Here is a 16,798-nt window from a genome sequence, read left to right as displayed (position 1 = left end):
AAAAGATGAGTTTTTCGAAAAAAACGACAAACCCGTCGACATTTTGTCGAATATTGTCGTATGAAATCTATTTCCAGATTTACAATTGGCTAAATTAGGGCAAAAGTCTTGTTAATCTGATCTCGTCATTTCTTATATTTTCATAGAAAAAGCCTACAAAATCCTTATACACCAGTAGTTTCAAGGTCTTTTGACTTTAAGAGTCATATTTTACAAACAATAGTAAACAAAATGATTGACGATTTATGGAAACCTTGTTATGCTAGGAATGTAAGGAATTTGTCGAATAATGACGAAGATAATATTATATTAAGAATAAGTTCTTTTTGGGAGGAGAATGAAGATGAAATCTACAGGTATTGTACGTAAAGTTGACGAATTAGGACGCGTGGTGATTCCAATCGAACTTCGCCGTACGTTAGGAATCGCTGAAAAAGACGCTTTGGAAATTTATGTTGATGATGAAAAAATTATCCTAAAAAAATATAAACCAAACATGACTTGCCAAGTAACAGGTGAAGTATCAGACGATAACCTTAAGCTTGCTAATGGTAAATTAGTTCTTAGCCGTGAAGGTGCAGAGCAAATCATTAACGAAATTCAAAACCAACTTCAATCACAAAAATAAGGTTCATATAAAAAAGGTTCTTGCACCGTTTGCAAGAACCTTTCTTTATTGTTCAATATGATAGGCATCGTATATCGTGCGCTTTGGTACACCACGTTCGACAGCTGTACGTTTAATGGCTTCCTTCGACGTTAATCCTTCCTCTATGTAATGGATCACATGTTCTTTTTCAGATAAGGACGTCCACCAAGCATCTTCATTCAGCTCTTCTTCAGCTTGATCATTTCCTTGTACCACAAGACAGAATTCACCTCGGATTTGATTCTCCGCAGCCCATGTCAGCACAGACTCTAAATCTCCACGAATAAACTCTTCGAATTTTTTCGTCAGTTCTCTCGTAATTGCGATGTTCCGATTCCCCCACACTTCCTTCATCAAAGTCAGCGTTTCTTTTAATCGATGGGGTGCTTCATAGAAAATGATCGTTTCTTGGCGTTTCTTCAAGGCTTCAAGCTGCTTTTTCTTTTCTTTTTTTTGACGGTCGAGAAAACCGTAAAAGAAAAATGGCTGAGGCGCGATTCCTGATGCAATGAGTGCCGTTAGTGCAGCATTAGCGCCAGGTAACGGAATGACATAGCCCCCAATGCTAGTAAAATCTCGAACCACTTCGGCCCCTGGATCTGAAATCGTCGGTAAACCGGCATCACTCACGAGTGCGATACTTTTCCCTTCTTTTAGCCATTCGATTAACTTTTGGCCGCTGCTGTCTTTGTTATGCTCATGATAACTGGTTAAGGGTGTATCAATTTCGTATACATGACAAAGCTTTTTCGTTTGCCTTGTATCTTCTGCGGCAATATAGTCTACATCTTTTAATGTTTGTATCGCTCGGAACGTCATATCTTCTAGATTTCCGATCGGGGTTGGGACAAGATAAAGAATCCCCATACCAGATTGACCATCAAAGCTTTTCTGTGTCTTTTTCATGTGCCGCCTCCTTTTCTATTCGCATTTCTTCTATATAAATGTCTTTCTTTTTCCGCGTCCACGTTTTGAAACGATATTCTTGCTGCATGGCTTCTCTTTTGGTTGCAAAACATTCATGATAAAAAAGCTCAACCGGCCGTCTCGCTCTTGTATACTTTGCTCCCTTTCCACTATTGTGGGTCATCAATCTCTTTTGTAAATCATTTGTATAACCCGCATACAGGCTGCCATCTGCACATTTTAATACATAGAAGTAATGATTATGCTTCTCCATACAGTATCGTCCTGATTTCATCTGTATACTCCTGATCTTCCCCATAAACAAAAAGAGGCGGGAGAATTTTCAGATCTGGTTTTCCATCTTTTATGCCCTCTACCAAGATGGTATTGGCTTCTTTCCCTTGTTTGGGATAAACAAATTGAATTCGTTTTGGCTCAATTCGGTATTCCTTCATTAATTCCACAATCTCAAGCAGCCGTCCTGGTCGATGAACCATCGCCAGTTTTCCCCCTTGCTTTAGCAGCGTGGAAGAAACACGAACAACATCTTCTAATGTACAATGAATTTCGTGCCGTGCAATCGCCAAATATTCATTTTCATTGATTTCATCCTTAGAAGGTGTTTTAAAATATGGAGGGTTACATGTAATCACGTCAACTTTATGGTTGCCGTAGCGTTCCGGCATATCATTCAAATCACCATGAATCAATTCAATCTGGTGCGCAAGTTGATTATACTCCACACTTCTTTTTGCCATATCAAACAGCCGTTCTTGAATTTCAACACCCGTAATCGAGGCCTTAGAACGAGTCGAAAGCAGCAATGGCACGATACCGTTTCCGGTACAAAGATCAATGATCTCCCCTTTTTGGATCGGTACATACGCAAATTTAGCTAATAACACTGCGTCCAATGAAAAGGCAAACACAGTTTTACTTTGTATAATCTTCATATCTTCGGCGAGCAGGTAATCTAAACGTTCATCTTCTCTTAACGAAACCATGATGTATCCTTTCTTTTCCTGTGAAAAAGGCTCCCGATTCAGCGGAAGCCTTTTCTCATTTTTTATTTAAAAATGACAGACAGAACAAACAGTCTCCCTCTTTACGAATGCTTCCATAATGTACATTACAAATATGGAAGCCCTCCTGATATAACCGGGCCAGGTTATCATGACCTTCTCCTATATCAGAATGACTTGGCTTCTGGGCAGAATCATTCTCTGCCTCAGACGATTTGTCTCGATCGGAATGATCCAGACGTTCACGCAAGTGCTGATTCTCCATCTGCAGCTGATGATTTTCTTCAATCACTTCACCGATATGATTTTTCAAATCACCTAACTGGCGATAAAGAGAACCGATTTGTTCTTCTAAATTAATCACCGTATCAAATAGTTCCTTTTTATCCAAGGTGGCACACCTCGTTACTCAGTTGTTTGTGCAGATACAACGCCTTCTTGTAATAATTCTTCCCATGTATATTCTATCACTTTTTCTTGCCCGGTTAATTCAACTTGCAAAATTCGTTCTAAAATATTGAGCCCTACTACCTTTGCAGAGCCATTAGACGTTTGAATCGTTTCGCCGATATCCGGTAATTGTTCCTTCGCTGTTTCATACTCATCATTCTCATATTTCAAGCAGCACATCAAACGGCCGCATAGTCCGGAAATTTTTGTCGGATTTAACGACAGGTTTTGATCCTTTGCCATCTTAATCGACACTGGTTCAAAGTCTCCTAAGAATGTCGAACAGCAAAGCATTCGCCCGCAAGGACCAATGCCGCCAAGCATTTTTGCCTCGTCTCTTACGCCAATCTGGCGAAGTTCAATTCTCGTTTTGAAAATTGATGCAAGATCCTTCACTAGCTCACGGAAATCAACTCTACCATCTGCTGTGAAGTAGAAGATGACCTTGTTTCGGTCAAATGTAAATTCAACATCAACCAATTTCATTTCCAGCCCATGTTCACTTACCTTCTGAAGACATGTATCAAAGGCTGTCATCGCTGCTTCTTTGTTTTCCTCAACGATGAGCCGGTCTCGTTCGTCTGCTACACGAATGACTTTACGCAGAGGGAGAACCACATCGTGTTCATCTACTTTTTTGTTAGCGATGACCACTTGTCCGTACTCAACCCCTCTGACCGTTTCTACAATGACACAACTATCATTTTCTATATGAAATCCATTAGGATCGAAATAATAGATTTTGCCCGCTTTTTTAAAGCGAACACCAATTACGTTGTACAAGCTTATCCCTCCTGCAACATCAACACCAATTGCTCCATCAGCCCTTGGGCATTCACGTTGGATTGAAGTCTCTTTTTCGCTTCTAATACAGCAAGGATCTGGCTGGTCACCATCTGCTGTGTGGAATGCAGCGCATGCTGCTTCATTGTCTGGAATAAGTCTTGATAAATGACTTTATCTTCATTTCCTATTTGAATCGACAATACATCACGATATATAAATAAAAGCATATCCAGACCTGTTTCTTGAAGGTCTTTCTCTTTGAAAAAAGGCATCCATTGATCCTGTATATAAAAAAATGCATGTTCTTTTCGCTGGTGTAAGACTTCATACAATTTTATCACTTTCGCTCTAGACTCTGCAAACTGATCATTTCGACTTAATTCGAGTGCTTCTGCTAAATTATTGGTTAAATTCGACAAAAGCCTTGCGAGATGCTGAGATACGCCTTCTTGTAAAAGCTGCTGCTCCAAGGATTGTGGCTGCAGCGGCTGAAAGCTGAGCATCTGACATCTTGAAATAATCGTATCCAGCATTTTATGCGATTGCTCAGTGATTAAAACCGCCATCGTTTCCCGATTAGGCTCCTCTAGGAACTTCAATAAACTGTTCGCGGCATTGACCGTCATTTTGTCCGCATGAAGAATAATATACATTTTCCGGTGAGATTCTACACCGGCTTTTGTAAATTCCTCTTGCAGTGCCTGCACTTGCGCCTTCTTAATTGATTGGCCATCAGGCTGCACAAGATGTAAATCGGGATGGTTTCCTGATGCAATCCTTTTGCAGTTTTGACAGGATTCACATGGTTTCACTCCTGATTCCAAGCAAAAAAAGCTTTTAGCCAAAAGCATCGCTGCATCCAGTTTTCCGGTTCCTTTTTTTCCTTCAAATAAGTAGGCGTGCGCAAGTCGGTCTTTATCAATACTATTAAAAATCAGCCGCATGACGCGCGGCTGCAAATCATTCATGTCATCCCAGCTAATTGCCATGTTATCACTCTCTATGTGTAAAGGTTAATCAATAAACCTTTTATTTCTCCAATACGTTCAAGCAAATCAATAGATGGTTTTTCTTGATCCATCATTTCCTCGGTTAATTCAATCAGCTTTTCATCTAAGGCTTTGACCAAAGCAAGTGTACGTGTGTTGCCATAAATGTCAAAGCTCCTTGATGTTTCTATATTTAGTCCATTATCGACTGTCTCTTTCACAAAGCGCTTCACCAGTCCTTTAAACCTAGCCAAATCCTTTAAGTTTCGTGACTTTGCGAGCTTTTTTCCGAACACTTCGATATCACTCAGCATGACTGTCAGCTGTTCTAAGCGCAGTTTGCCGCTTTGCGTCTCCATCGAAGCTTTAAAGGAGGCAGATGTCTGGCTTCCTTTCATCGCTTGGAGTTCACGCTTTTCTAAACGCAGCCGCATATCTTGATTAATTTTCACAGCAACCCATCCTTAAAATTGATGAAATTGTTCAACTGGCAGAATAAAAACTGTAGCTCCGCCAACTTCAACCTCAACAGGGTATGGTACGTATGAATCTGCATTTCCGCCCATTGGGGAGACAGGCGCGATCATTTGATCACGTTTACGGCAATTTTCTTTTATAAGCTGTAATGCTTTATCCACCCGGACATCATCACAACCAATAATAAAAGTCGTATTCCCAGACTTTAAAAACCCACCAGTTGAAGCTAATTTTGTCACGCCGAAATGATGTTCAGTCAATATTTTCAACAACTTGCTGCTATCTTGGTCCTGTACAACGGCAACAATTAATTTCATTTGATTGGCCTCCTTTATTTTAGGCACAGATGACATGCCGATGTCTTCCTCTATATTATAACAACGATTGGGAATTAGGTCATATTTGATTTTGCTTTAATGTGTCCTGAATCAATTGAAGGACTTCTTTATAGACAGCCTGCATCGGCTGAGACGCATCCACTACACGGAATCGTTCTGGCGATTGTGCAATAAGCAGTTCATAGCCTTCTCTGACAAGCTGGTGGAAATTCAGCGTCTCCATGTCTAATCGATTCTTTTCTCTTCCCTGGTTGGCATCAATTCGCTTTAGCCCTTCCTCAGGTGTAATTGAAAAATAAATGGTCATTTGCGGCATCGTGCCATTGATAGCAAAGTCGTTAATTGACTTTACTTCTTCAATCCCAAGCCCTCTCGCATAGCCTTGATAAGCAAGGGAGCTATCAACAAAACGATCACATAAAACCGTCTGCCCGCGCTGTAATGCCGGTTCTACCTTCTCAGCCAAATGCTGCCTTCTTGCGGCTGCATACAGCAAAGCTTCTGTTTTCGCATCCATTTTTGTGTTTTTTTCATTTAAAATGACTTCACGAATCTGCTCTGCAATGTCAATGCCGCCAGGCTCACGTGTCGCCATCACTGCATATCCTTGGCGTTCCATTTCTTCATACACTTTTCGAATCACTGTCGTTTTTCCAGCACCCTCTGGCCCTTCAAACGTAATAAACATACCGCTCATAGTGTCTCCTCTTCTATATAAACATATAATTTTCTCTGATGAATCACCTGACTGGCTTGAACATGAACCTGATGTCCAAGCAAACGGCTTAAAGCCGCAATCTGATCGATTTCAATACGCTCTCCCTTAACGATCAAAGGAATACCCGGTGGATATGGAATAACCGATTCTGCACTAACCCGTCCTGCTGCATGTTCAAATGGGACGGCTTCTATATCCTGTCTATGCTCATCGTTGTCATCAGCCGGCGCCTCTCTTTGGAAATGATCTTTTCCTTTGAGCAATGAATCGCTTTGATTAAGGGCCTGCTCTATCTGTTTAAAAGGAATATCCTTCTTCTGTTCTAAACCAAAGATAAGTAAAACCTGATGTTCGTCGGCAAGCTCTGGGTGAACCTCCACTGATTCAAGTACTCGTTTTAGTTCATAACCAGTCAGCCCTTTTGTTGATCGAATCACACATTTTAATGGATCGTTAGAAAGCAATTCAGACTCTACCACTTCAAGCTGGGGTATACGGTTGAACTCATTTTTCAGCTCTGCCAGTCCTTTCATCATTCCATCCGAGATCCCTTTTTTCTTGATCTCCTCGACATAAGCTCTTGCCACATCTAATGAGGCCATAATTGGATAGGATGGAGAACTGCTTTGAAGCATCGTGAGGAATGTTTTCAAACGTTTTGCATCCATTCGCCCCCCCTGAAGATGAAGGTAGGATCCCATCGTCATGGCCGGAAGGGTTTTATGTGCTGATTGTACCACCACGTCAGCTCCATAGGAAAGAGCAGATGGGGGAAAAGCGCCGCCTAATACAAAATGTGCACCATGTGCCTCATCAACCAAAACGATCATGCCTGCTTCGTGGCACATGTCAATCAGCTTTGATAAATCAGCCGCATGTCCGTAGTAGTTCGGATAAGTCAAAACGATCGCCCGGCAATTAGGGTGTTTGGATATGGCTTTTTTGACTGTTTCATCCGTCACATGTGTTGGTACATGCAGGTGTGGATCTACCTCAGCTTCTACCATAATAGGCGTGGCTCCTGCAAGTTCAATCGCATGGTAAACAGACTTATGACAATTTCGCTGGACGAAAATCTCATCTCCCGCACGACAGGCTGCCATCACCATCGCTAAATTTCCGACAGTTGTCCCATTCACAAGGAAAAAGCTTTGATCTGATCCATATAGCTTTGCCAATAAATGTTCAGCCTCTTGTATCACACCAGTTGGATGATGGAGATCATCTAACCCTTCAAGCTCTGTTACATCCAGCTGAAGAATTGAGTCATAATAAGTCCGTGCCTCATCAAAAAAGACATCTCCATTGTGATGTCCTGGAACGTGGAAAGAATAAGGTTTCTTTTCCGCATGTTGTGCTAATGCTGTATATAAAGGTGTTTTCAAACAAATCGACCCTTTTCACTTTAACGATATCTTATGTCTATTATAACGTTCATACAAGGGAACCGAAAGATGGATTCTCATTCCTTAATTGGCTGGTGATTCGTCAGCTGCTGTTCTGCCTCATACATTCTGTTTTTCAATTGGGCTCGCTCTTGGCTTCCATGCTCTTTCACCTGTAACGTTTCCTGTAAGGTTTCAGCTAATTGGCGTTGAACCTTTTTCAACGTATCTATAGGTGCAAAAGCTGCATCTTCAAGAAGCTCCCCCTGCTGCTTTGATACCTTTTCATATGTTTTTTTGATTCGATTCTCAAGAGCTGAATTGGCACGCTGCTGAATATGGGTTAACGCAATCGACATTTGGTTGATCCATAGAGGAATAGATGCAGAAACAGTTGATTGAATGTGATTGGCCAATGTATGATTCGTATGCTGGATCATTCGAATTTGGGCATTACATTGCAACGCAATTTGCCGGCTTAGCAGCAAATCATATTTCCGTTCTTTCAACCTCTCCATATATTCTTCTGCATTGACTTCCTGACTCATCAATTGCTCCTCTATAGTCCGATTACCAGTCTGCTCCGTTTCTGATATGATCTGCTTCTCTAAATCTGTCATTTTCGCTTCAACTGCTGCAACCTGCAGCGTCATCTCTTGGAAAAAGGTTTGATTTTCTTCAAATAAACGCTCTAATAACATGTGATCGGAAATTAATCCGCCTTTTGCGTAACGAAGCCTTGCTGATAATCTCTCGATCTGTGATTTTGCATGTTGAAAACGCGATATGATTTCCTGAGTAGAACGCTTCTCCCGCCGAAATAACTTCGAAAAAAAGCCCTGCTTCTTTGGCAGTAAGTCCTCCGGTTCTACTACTTGGAGCTGGTGCAAAAAGGCCTCAAGCACGTCTCCTATTTGATCGATATCTTTTTTCTCAACATATTTCATCATTTGTTGTGATTGTTCCAATAATCGTTCCTGAACACGTGTACCATAGAAAAGCAGCTTTTGCGGATTGTCAGGGATTTGCTCAGCACGCTGCAAGGCTTCTTGTTTCTCCTCATCAGATAAGGTATCAAACACTTGAAACTGAAGATCTGTAGTGGCAGCAGATGATGTTGGGATGTGATCTTCTGGTTTCATTGCGTTTGACTCCTTTCATTATTTCTTTATCATTTTATCTGCCACTTCAAGCTCAATATGAAGGGCTTCTATGTCTCTTCCTAATACTTGCTGCAAATCATTCGTCAATTGCTTTTGCAGCTCTGTCAGCGTCACTCGAGTTTGGCTTAGTGTCATTTCCAACTCATGACTGCGATCAGGCTGGTTATACAATAGTGCATATTTTTCAGTTAGTTCAACGACAGAATCCAAGCTTTCAAAATAAAAACGCTGTACATCATAAAATCGGGTCGGCTCTTTTTTTGTAATCGTATAGATTCGTCGTGCAAGTCGGAGAATTTCATAATTATGTTTGATCGTCTGTACGTTCTTCACAGCAAATAAAGCCTTCTTTAAACGTACGAGCTTTTGTCCTGCTTCTTTTAAATGCTGTTTGATATATACATAATCACTACGAGACAGTCCGTGTTTCTTTAAAAACAACTGGAAAGCAACCCATCTGCTCCCTGCAAACATTACGCCCCACCCCATCATCGCATACAGTATCGATAGTCCAACATGATGATGGAAAACCCTAATACTGACGGTTAAAATCACAAGCGAAAAAAAAGTAGAGAGGATGGCCCATATAAATGTATAAAAGATTGATTTCATGTTCATCGACTCCTATGAATAATCAGGCTCTCTGTTTATCTTATTATTAATTACGGATGATGTCCAAACTAAGTTCCAAAAAACAGGCCCAATCCTCCATAGCTCATAAAAAAAGACCATCTAATGGTCTATGAATACAAAGGCGGCGTATGAAGATTTTTAAGCTTTCTAACATAATCGGCATAGCTAGGATCCGAGGTCGATGTAGAAATTAACTTTCTCTCACATTCTCGGCACAAAAACTGATGATATAAATAAATTCCCTTTGTTTTTTTCTCTTCACAAATCAAACAAATCGCTTCTCGCTCTTTTTTGCTCATTGTGACACCTCCACTTATAGCTTCAGTATGCCCTAGCGCCTTCAATTGTATACAAAATTAAGAATGTTTTAGATGGTAGTTTAGTATATGTATCCATGTTAGATCGAGTGTTTGTTCCTTTTCTTAAAAAACAAAAAAGACCAGTTCCGACTGGAACTGATCCTAATAGAAGCTTGGCGGCGTCCTACTCTCACAGGGGGAAACCCCCAACTACCATCGGCGCTGAAGAGCTTAACTTCCGTGTTCGGTATGGGAACGGGTGTGACCTCTTCGCTATCGCCACCAAACCTGATGGAGAGAATGTTCTCTCAAAACTAGATAACAATGTTCATGCTTCACATTAGAATATAGGTTAAGTCCTCGATCTATTAGTATCTGTCAGCTCCACGTGTCACCACGCTTCCACCTCAGACCTATCAACCTGATCATCTTTCAGGGATCTTACTTCCTTGCGGAATGGGAAATCTCATCTTGAGGGGGGCTTCATGCTTAGATGCTTTCAGCACTTATCCCGTCCGCACATAGCTACCCAGCGATGCCCTTGGCAGAACAACTGGTACACCAGCGGTGCGTCCATCCCGGTCCTCTCGTACTAAGGACAGCTCCTCTCAAATTTCCTGCGCCCGCGACGGATAGGGACCGAACTGTCTCACGACGTTCTGAACCCAGCTCGCGTACCGCTTTAATGGGCGAACAGCCCAACCCTTGGGACCGACTACAGCCCCAGGATGCGATGAGCCGACATCGAGGTGCCAAACCTCCCCGTCGATGTGGACTCTTGGGGGAGATAAGCCTGTTATCCCCGGGGTAGCTTTTATCCGTTGAGCGATGGCCCTTCCATGCGGAACCACCGGATCACTAAGCCCGACTTTCGTCCCTGCTCGACTTGTAGGTCTCGCAGTCAAGCTCCCTTGTGCCTTTACACTCTGCGAATGATTTCCAACCATTCTGAGGGAACCTTTGGGCGCCTCCGTTACATTTTAGGAGGCGACCGCCCCAGTCAAACTGCCCACCTGACACTGTCTCCCTGCCCGATAAGGGCAGCGGGTTAGAAGGTCAATACAGCCAGGGTAGTATCCCACCGATGCCTCCACCGAAGCTAGCGCTCCGGTTTCCAAGGCTCCTACCTATCCTGTACAAGCTGTACCAACATTCAATATCAGGCTGCAGTAAAGCTCCACGGGGTCTTTCCGTCCTGTCGCGGGTAACCTGCATCTTCACAGGTACTATAATTTCACCGAGTCTCTCGTTGAGACAGTGCCCAGATCGTTGCGCCTTTCGTGCGGGTCGGAACTTACCCGACAAGGAATTTCGCTACCTTAGGACCGTTATAGTTACGGCCGCCGTTTACTGGGGCTTCAATTCGCACCTTCGCTTACGCTAAGCGCTCCTCTTAACCTTCCAGCACCGGGCAGGCGTCAGCCCCTATACTTCGCCTTACGGCTTCGCAGAGACCTGTGTTTTTGCTAAACAGTCGCCTGGGCCTATTCACTGCGGCTTCTCGGGGCTTTAACACCCTAAGAAGCACCCCTTCTCCCGAAGTTACGGGGTCATTTTGCCGAGTTCCTTAACGAGAGTTCTCTCGATCACCTTAGGATTCTCTCCTCGCCTACCTGTGTCGGTTTGCGGTACGGGCACCTCTCACCTCGCTAGAGGCTTTTCTTGGCAGTGTGGAATCAGGAACTTCGCTACTAAATTTCGCTCGCCATCACAGCTCAGCCTTTACGGGAAACGGATTTGCCTATTTCCCAGCCTAACTGCTTGGACGCGGATATCCAATACCGCGCTTACCCTATCCTCCTGCGTCCCCCCATTGCTCAAATGGTGAGGAGGTGGTACAGGAATATCAACCTGTTGTCCATCGCCTACGCCTTTCGGCCTCGGCTTAGGTCCCGACTAACCCTGAGCGGACGAGCCTTCCTCAGGAAACCTTAGGCATTCGGTGGACGGGATTCTCACCCGTCTTTCGCTACTCATACCGGCATTCTCACTTCTAAGCGCTCCACCAGTCCTTCCGGTCTGGCTTCACAGCCCTTAGAACGCTCTCCTACCACTGTTCGTAAGAACAGTCCGCAGCTTCGGTGATACGTTTAGCCCCGGTACATTTTCGGCGCAGAGTCACTCGACCAGTGAGCTATTACGCACTCTTTAAATGGTGGCTGCTTCTAAGCCAACATCCTGGTTGTCTAAGCAACTCCACATCCTTTTCCACTTAACGTATACTTTGGGACCTTAGCTGGCGGTCTGGGCTGTTTCCCTTTCGACTACGGATCTTATCACTCGCAGTCTGACTCCCAAGGATAAGTCATCGGCATTCGGAGTTTGACTGAATTCGGTAACCCGGTAGGGGCCCCTAGTCCAATCAGTGCTCTACCTCCGAGACTCTTACCTTGAGGCTAGCCCTAAAGCTATTTCGGAGAGAACCAGCTATCTCCAGGTTCGATTGGCATTTCACCCCTACCCACACCTCATCCCCGCACTTTTCAACGTGCGTGGGTTCGGGCCTCCATTCAGTGTTACCTGAACTTCACCCTGGACATGGGTAGATCACCTGGTTTCGGGTCTACGACCACGTACTCATGCGCCCTATTCAGACTCGCTTTCGCTGCGGCTCCGCATCTTCTGCTTAACCTTGCACGGGATCGTAACTCGCCGGTTCATTCTACAAAAGGCACGCCATCACCCGTTAACGGGCTCTGACTACTTGTAGGCACACGGTTTCAGGATCTATTTCACTCCCCTTCCGGGGTGCTTTTCACCTTTCCCTCACGGTACTGGTTCACTATCGGTCACTAGGGAGTATTTAGCCTTGGGAGATGGTCCTCCCGGATTCCGACGGAATTTCACGTGTTCCGCCGTACTCAGGATCCACTCTGGAGAGAACAACATTTCAGTTACAGGGCTGTTACCTTCTTTGGCGGGCCTTTCCAGACCTCTTCGCTTATATCGTTCCTTTGTAACTCCGTATAGAGTGTCCTACAACCCCAAGAGGCAAGCCTCTTGGTTTGGGCTGTTCCCGTTTCGCTCGCCGCTACTCAGGGAATCGCATTTGCTTTCTCTTCCTCCGGGTACTTAGATGTTTCAGTTCCCCGGGTATGCCTTCTCATACTCTATGTATTCAAGTATGGATACTACTCCATTACGAGCAGTGGGTTTCCCCATTCGGAAATCTCCGGATCAAAGCTTGCTTACAGCTCCCCGAAGCATATCGGTGTTCGTCCCGTCCTTCATCGGCTCCTAGTGCCAAGGCATCCACCGTGCGCCCTTTCTAACTTAACCATTTCTTACTTTAGAAAGAATCACTATGTGTGATGAACTTTGCATTGCATTCAATGTGAATGTATTACTTATTGTTATCTAGTTTTCAAAGAACACGTTGGTGGAGCCTAGCGGGATCGAACCGCTGACCTCCTGCGTGCAAGGCAGGCGCTCTCCCAGCTGAGCTAAGGCCCCGATTTAATAGAAGATGGTGGGCCTGAGTGGACTCGAACCACCGACCTCACGCTTATCAGGCGTGCGCTCTAACCAGCTGAGCTACAGGCCCATCTTTCATATCGAAGATATGATGTTGTAGGATCTTTTGCAAGTTCCTTCAAAACTAAACAAGACGAAAACGTACGCTGCTCCATATATCCTTAGAAAGGAGGTGATCCAGCCGCACCTTCCGATACGGCTACCTTGTTACGACTTCACCCCAATCATCTGCCCCACCTTCGGCGGCTGGCTCCATAAAGGTTACCTCACCGACTTCGGGTGTTGCAAACTCTCGTGGTGTGACGGGCGGTGTGTACAAGGCCCGGGAACGTATTCACCGCGGCATGCTGATCCGCGATTACTAGCGATTCCAGCTTCACGCAGTCGAGTTGCAGACTGCGATCCGAACTGAGAACAGATTTATGGGATTGGCTAAACCTTGCGGTCTTGCAGCCCTTTGTTCTGTCCATTGTAGCACGTGTGTAGCCCAGGTCATAAGGGGCATGATGATTTGACGTCATCCCCACCTTCCTCCGGTTTGTCACCGGCAGTCACCTTAGAGTGCCCAACTGAATGCTGGCAACTAAGATCAAGGGTTGCGCTCGTTGCGGGACTTAACCCAACATCTCACGACACGAGCTGACGACAACCATGCACCACCTGTCACTCTGTCCCCGAAGGGAAAGCCCTATCTCTAGGGTTGTCAGAGGATGTCAAGACCTGGTAAGGTTCTTCGCGTTGCTTCGAATTAAACCACATGCTCCACCGCTTGTGCGGGCCCCCGTCAATTCCTTTGAGTTTCAGTCTTGCGACCGTACTCCCCAGGCGGAGTGCTTAATGCGTTAGCTGCAGCACTAAGGGGCGGAAACCCCCTAACACTTAGCACTCATCGTTTACGGCGTGGACTACCAGGGTATCTAATCCTGTTCGCTCCCCACGCTTTCGCTCCTCAGCGTCAGTTACAGACCAGAGAGTCGCCTTCGCCACTGGTGTTCCTCCACATCTCTACGCATTTCACCGCTACACGTGGAATTCCACTCTCCTCTTCTGCACTCAAGTTTCCCAGTTTCCAATGACCCTCCCCGGTTGAGCCGGGGGCTTTCACATCAGACTTAAGAAACCGCCTGCGAGCCCTTTACGCCCAATAATTCCGGACAACGCTTGCCACCTACGTATTACCGCGGCTGCTGGCACGTAGTTAGCCGTGGCTTTCTGGTTAGGTACCGTCAAGGTGCGAGCAGTTACTCTCGCACTTGTTCTTCCCTAACAACAGAGCTTTACGATCCGAAAACCTTCATCACTCACGCGGCGTTGCTCCGTCAGACTTTCGTCCATTGCGGAAGATTCCCTACTGCTGCCTCCCGTAGGAGTCTGGGCCGTGTCTCAGTCCCAGTGTGGCCGATCACCCTCTCAGGTCGGCTACGCATCGTCGCCTTGGTGAGCCATTACCCCACCAACTAGCTAATGCGCCGCGGGTCCATCTGTAAGTGACAGCCGAAACCGTCTTTCATCCTTGAACCATGCGGTTCAAGGAACTATCCGGTATTAGCTCCGGTTTCCCGGAGTTATCCCAGTCTTACAGGCAGGTTACCCACGTGTTACTCACCCGTCCGCCGCTAACATCCGGGAGCAAGCTCCCTTCTGTCCGCTCGACTTGCATGTATTAGGCACGCCGCCAGCGTTCGTCCTGAGCCAGGATCAAACTCTCCGAAAAAGTACAAAACCGAAGTTTTGCTTTTCGCCAGTTTGACTGACTACCTATGAAGTTTCATAGGATTTTTTTATAAAAACTCGAATTAACAGGTACGTTTTGTCTTGTTTAGTTTTCAAAGAACTTGTTTACCGCTTCAGAAGCGACTAGAACATCTTATCACATCCAAGTTGTTAGTGTCAACAACTTTTTTGTTATTATGTTTTTTCGTTTCTTCGTCATCAGCGACGTATATTAATTTACCACCCTATCCAATCAAAGTCAACAATATTTTTCATTAAATAATAAACTTTTCAATGACGATTAAAGCTGCTACGCCCGGAATACCCAATAAACCACTAATTCCACTCGTTACAGGGTTAATAGAGACATGTAATCCTAGACTCTCGCCAAATAGGTTGAGGCAAAATAAAAAAAGAGCGCCTGCTACAAACTTCACTCCGATAAGCCCTAACCATTTGAATGGATTCGCCTGCACACCTGACATAAACAACAATAGCACAGCTAGCAAAATTGACCCGATCACAATAACAGGTTCCATAATCCTCTCATCTCCTCTTTATATGAATAGTACAAGCATATGAGAGGACTATGTACAATAGACCTGCTATTTCCAGTTGTTTAAACGTAAATTCCTCTTTTTCGCTTCTCTCAGATAGAAAAAGTACTTCGCTTGAGCAAGCTTTAATTCGAATAGAATGTCCGGTGAAGGCTCAACGCTATTTGCGACAAGCTTTTTTTGTCTGTTCCATTCTTCCTTTTGCTTAAAAAGCTGTTGAATTAATTTCTCATCGAATTCTTTTCGAATTGATTTTCTGCGAAGAAAACCCATGTACCGTACTTCTCCTTCCTACATCTCACGTCTGCCTTCTAGAGCCTTAGACAGTGTAACTTCATCCGCATACTCTAAATCCCCGCCTACTGGAAGTCCGTGAGCAATGCGAGAGAGTTTAATTCCTGATGGTTTTAACAATCTGGAGATATACATGGCTGTTGCTTCTCCTTCAATATTTGGATTGGTTGCAAGGATCACCTCTGTCACTTGATCGTCTTGCAATCTTTTTAATAGGTCAGGAATTTTAATATCCTCTGGGCCAATTCCGTCCATTGGCGAAATGGCACCATGAAGCACATGATATAAGCCGTTGTATTCTTTCATTTTTTCCATTGCGATTACATCTTTTGGATCCTGCACTACACAGACAACAGATTGATCTCTTCTTGTATCTTCACAAATATAGCAAGGATCTTGGTCTGTGATATGACCGCATACCGAACAATAAGTTAAATTACGCTTTGCATTTACAAGCGCCTTCGCAAAATCTAGTACGACATCTTCTTGCATACTAAGAACAAAAAAAGCCAGACGGACCGCAGTTTTCGGTCCGATTCCTGGCAATTTCATAAAGCTGTCAATCAGCTTTGATATTGGTTCAGGATATTGCATCTTCAGTTATTCCTCCTAGAATAAACCTGGCATGTTCATTCCTTTTGTGAATTGACCCATCGTTTCATTCGTTAGCTCATCGACTTTTTTCAATGCATCGTTTGTGGCAGCAAGTACAAGATCTTGAAGCATATCGATATCTTCTGGATCAACAACTTCTTCATTAATTGCTACATCAACGACTTCTTTTTGTCCATTTACTTTTACAGTGACCATACCGCCACCAGCTGTACCTTCAAGGACTTTTTCTGCAAGCTCTTCTTGAGCCTTCGCCATATCCTTTTGCATTTTTTGCATTTGTTTCATCATTTTTTGCATATTTCCCATTCCACCGCGCATATGAACACCACT

General features: G+C 44.3%; 18 protein-coding genes, 2 tRNA genes and 3 rRNA genes. 1 reads left to right on the top strand and 22 read right to left on the bottom strand.

Annotated features, from left to right (window positions below; genetic code table 11):
* Window positions 1-337 precede the first annotated feature (337 nt).
* On the top strand, window positions 338-628 hold the full coding sequence (locus NSU13_RS00255; RefSeq protein WP_087975202.1) for an AbrB/MazE/SpoVT family DNA-binding domain-containing protein: 291 nt from the start codon (window positions 338-340) through the stop codon (window positions 626-628).
* A gap of 45 nt (window positions 629-673) precedes the next feature.
* On the opposite strand, the gene rsmI is transcribed toward NSU13_RS00255, so the two are convergent.
* From rsmI to NSU13_RS00145, 22 genes are all read right to left on the bottom strand, one after another.
* A complete protein-coding gene (gene rsmI / locus NSU13_RS00250; RefSeq protein WP_211044125.1) occupies window positions 674-1,555 on the bottom strand; it encodes a 16S rRNA (cytidine(1402)-2'-O)-methyltransferase in 882 nt (293 codons plus the stop codon).
* Complete coding sequence (locus tag NSU13_RS00245) at window positions 1,530-1,829, bottom strand: GIY-YIG nuclease family protein (RefSeq protein ID WP_034284140.1); 300 nt, start codon at window positions 1,827-1,829, stop codon at window positions 1,530-1,532. Before NSU13_RS00245 ends, rsmI begins: the two co-directional genes overlap by 26 nt.
* Complete coding sequence (locus tag NSU13_RS00240) at window positions 1,816-2,559, bottom strand: tRNA1(Val) (adenine(37)-N6)-methyltransferase (RefSeq protein ID WP_070326877.1); 744 nt, start codon at window positions 2,557-2,559, stop codon at window positions 1,816-1,818. Before NSU13_RS00240 ends, NSU13_RS00245 begins: the two co-directional genes overlap by 14 nt.
* A gap of 55 nt (window positions 2,560-2,614) precedes the next feature.
* Window positions 2,615-2,968 (bottom strand): DNA replication initiation control protein YabA, encoded by a 354-nt coding sequence (gene yabA, locus NSU13_RS00235; protein ID WP_217008956.1) that lies wholly within the window; start codon window positions 2,966-2,968, stop codon window positions 2,615-2,617.
* A 14-nt stretch (window positions 2,969-2,982) separates the two neighbouring features.
* Window positions 2,983-3,810: a stage 0 sporulation family protein gene (locus tag NSU13_RS00230; protein ID WP_024425628.1), complete on the bottom strand. Its 828-nt coding sequence runs from the start codon at window positions 3,808-3,810 to the stop codon at window positions 2,983-2,985.
* 2 nt (window positions 3,811-3,812) lie between these two features.
* Window positions 3,813-4,802: a DNA polymerase III subunit delta' gene (gene holB / locus NSU13_RS00225; protein WP_024425627.1), complete on the bottom strand. Its 990-nt coding sequence runs from the start codon at window positions 4,800-4,802 to the stop codon at window positions 3,813-3,815.
* A gap of 11 nt (window positions 4,803-4,813) precedes the next feature.
* On the bottom strand, window positions 4,814-5,254 hold the full coding sequence (locus NSU13_RS00220) for a YaaR family protein (protein WP_024425626.1): 441 nt from the start codon (window positions 5,252-5,254) through the stop codon (window positions 4,814-4,816).
* Between the two features lie 12 nt (window positions 5,255-5,266).
* Window positions 5,267-5,596, bottom strand: a complete 330-nt coding sequence (locus NSU13_RS00215; RefSeq protein ID WP_024425625.1) for a cyclic-di-AMP receptor — start codon at window positions 5,594-5,596, stop codon at window positions 5,267-5,269.
* 79 nt (window positions 5,597-5,675) lie between these two features.
* The gene (gene tmk / locus NSU13_RS00210) at window positions 5,676-6,314 is read right to left on the bottom strand and encodes a dTMP kinase (protein WP_034284135.1); all 639 of its coding nucleotides are present in this window, start codon (window positions 6,312-6,314) and stop codon (window positions 5,676-5,678) included.
* Window positions 6,311-7,720: an aminotransferase class I/II-fold pyridoxal phosphate-dependent enzyme gene (locus tag NSU13_RS00205; RefSeq protein WP_111926605.1), complete on the bottom strand. Its 1,410-nt coding sequence runs from the start codon at window positions 7,718-7,720 to the stop codon at window positions 6,311-6,313. Before NSU13_RS00205 ends, tmk begins: the two co-directional genes overlap by 4 nt.
* A 77-nt stretch (window positions 7,721-7,797) precedes the next feature.
* Window positions 7,798-8,862: a toxic anion resistance protein gene (locus tag NSU13_RS00200; RefSeq protein ID WP_342489738.1), complete on the bottom strand. Its 1,065-nt coding sequence runs from the start codon at window positions 8,860-8,862 to the stop codon at window positions 7,798-7,800.
* A gap of 18 nt (window positions 8,863-8,880) precedes the next feature.
* A complete protein-coding gene (locus tag NSU13_RS00195; protein WP_342489737.1) occupies window positions 8,881-9,495 on the bottom strand; it encodes a 5-bromo-4-chloroindolyl phosphate hydrolysis family protein in 615 nt (204 codons plus the stop codon).
* Between the two features lie 128 nt (window positions 9,496-9,623).
* Window positions 9,624-9,815, bottom strand: a complete 192-nt coding sequence (locus tag NSU13_RS00190) for a sigma factor G inhibitor Gin (protein ID WP_024425620.1) — start codon at window positions 9,813-9,815, stop codon at window positions 9,624-9,626.
* Between the two features lie 171 nt (window positions 9,816-9,986).
* Window positions 9,987-10,102, bottom strand: a 5S ribosomal RNA gene (gene rrf, locus NSU13_RS00185).
* 61 nt (window positions 10,103-10,163) lie between these two features.
* Window positions 10,164-13,094, bottom strand: a 23S ribosomal RNA gene (locus NSU13_RS00180).
* A 98-nt stretch (window positions 13,095-13,192) separates the two neighbouring features.
* Window positions 13,193-13,268: transfer RNA gene (locus NSU13_RS00175), tRNA-Ala, on the bottom strand.
* Window positions 13,269-13,282: 14 nt separating this feature from the next.
* Window positions 13,283-13,359 (bottom strand) — tRNA-Ile (locus NSU13_RS00170).
* 95 nt (window positions 13,360-13,454) lie between these two features.
* A 16S ribosomal RNA gene (locus NSU13_RS00165) occupies window positions 13,455-15,003 on the bottom strand.
* The 16S, 23S and 5S rRNA genes sit together here with 2 tRNA genes alongside, the layout of an rRNA operon.
* A 274-nt stretch (window positions 15,004-15,277) precedes the next feature.
* Window positions 15,278-15,541 (bottom strand): pro-sigmaK processing inhibitor BofA family protein, encoded by a 264-nt coding sequence (locus NSU13_RS00160; protein WP_034284261.1) that lies wholly within the window; start codon window positions 15,539-15,541, stop codon window positions 15,278-15,280.
* A 66-nt stretch (window positions 15,542-15,607) separates the two neighbouring features.
* Window positions 15,608-15,832, bottom strand: coding sequence for a YaaL family protein (locus NSU13_RS00155; RefSeq protein ID WP_024425764.1), 225 nt, complete (start codon window positions 15,830-15,832; stop codon window positions 15,608-15,610).
* Window positions 15,833-15,850: 18 nt separating this feature from the next.
* Window positions 15,851-16,447, bottom strand: a complete 597-nt coding sequence (gene recR, locus NSU13_RS00150) for a recombination protein RecR (RefSeq protein WP_070326896.1) — start codon at window positions 16,445-16,447, stop codon at window positions 15,851-15,853.
* A gap of 15 nt (window positions 16,448-16,462) precedes the next feature.
* Window positions 16,463-16,786, bottom strand: a complete 324-nt coding sequence (locus tag NSU13_RS00145; protein ID WP_008342011.1) for a YbaB/EbfC family nucleoid-associated protein — start codon at window positions 16,784-16,786, stop codon at window positions 16,463-16,465.
* Window positions 16,787-16,798: the final 12 nt, after the last annotated feature.

The organism is Bacillus sp. FSL M8-0049 (genome assembly GCF_038593355.1).
Classification (GTDB): domain Bacteria; phylum Bacillota; class Bacilli; order Bacillales; family Bacillaceae; genus Bacillus; species Bacillus safensis.
The sequence above is the reverse complement of the archived record's forward strand: the minus strand, read 5'-3'. Positions and strand labels throughout refer to the sequence as shown.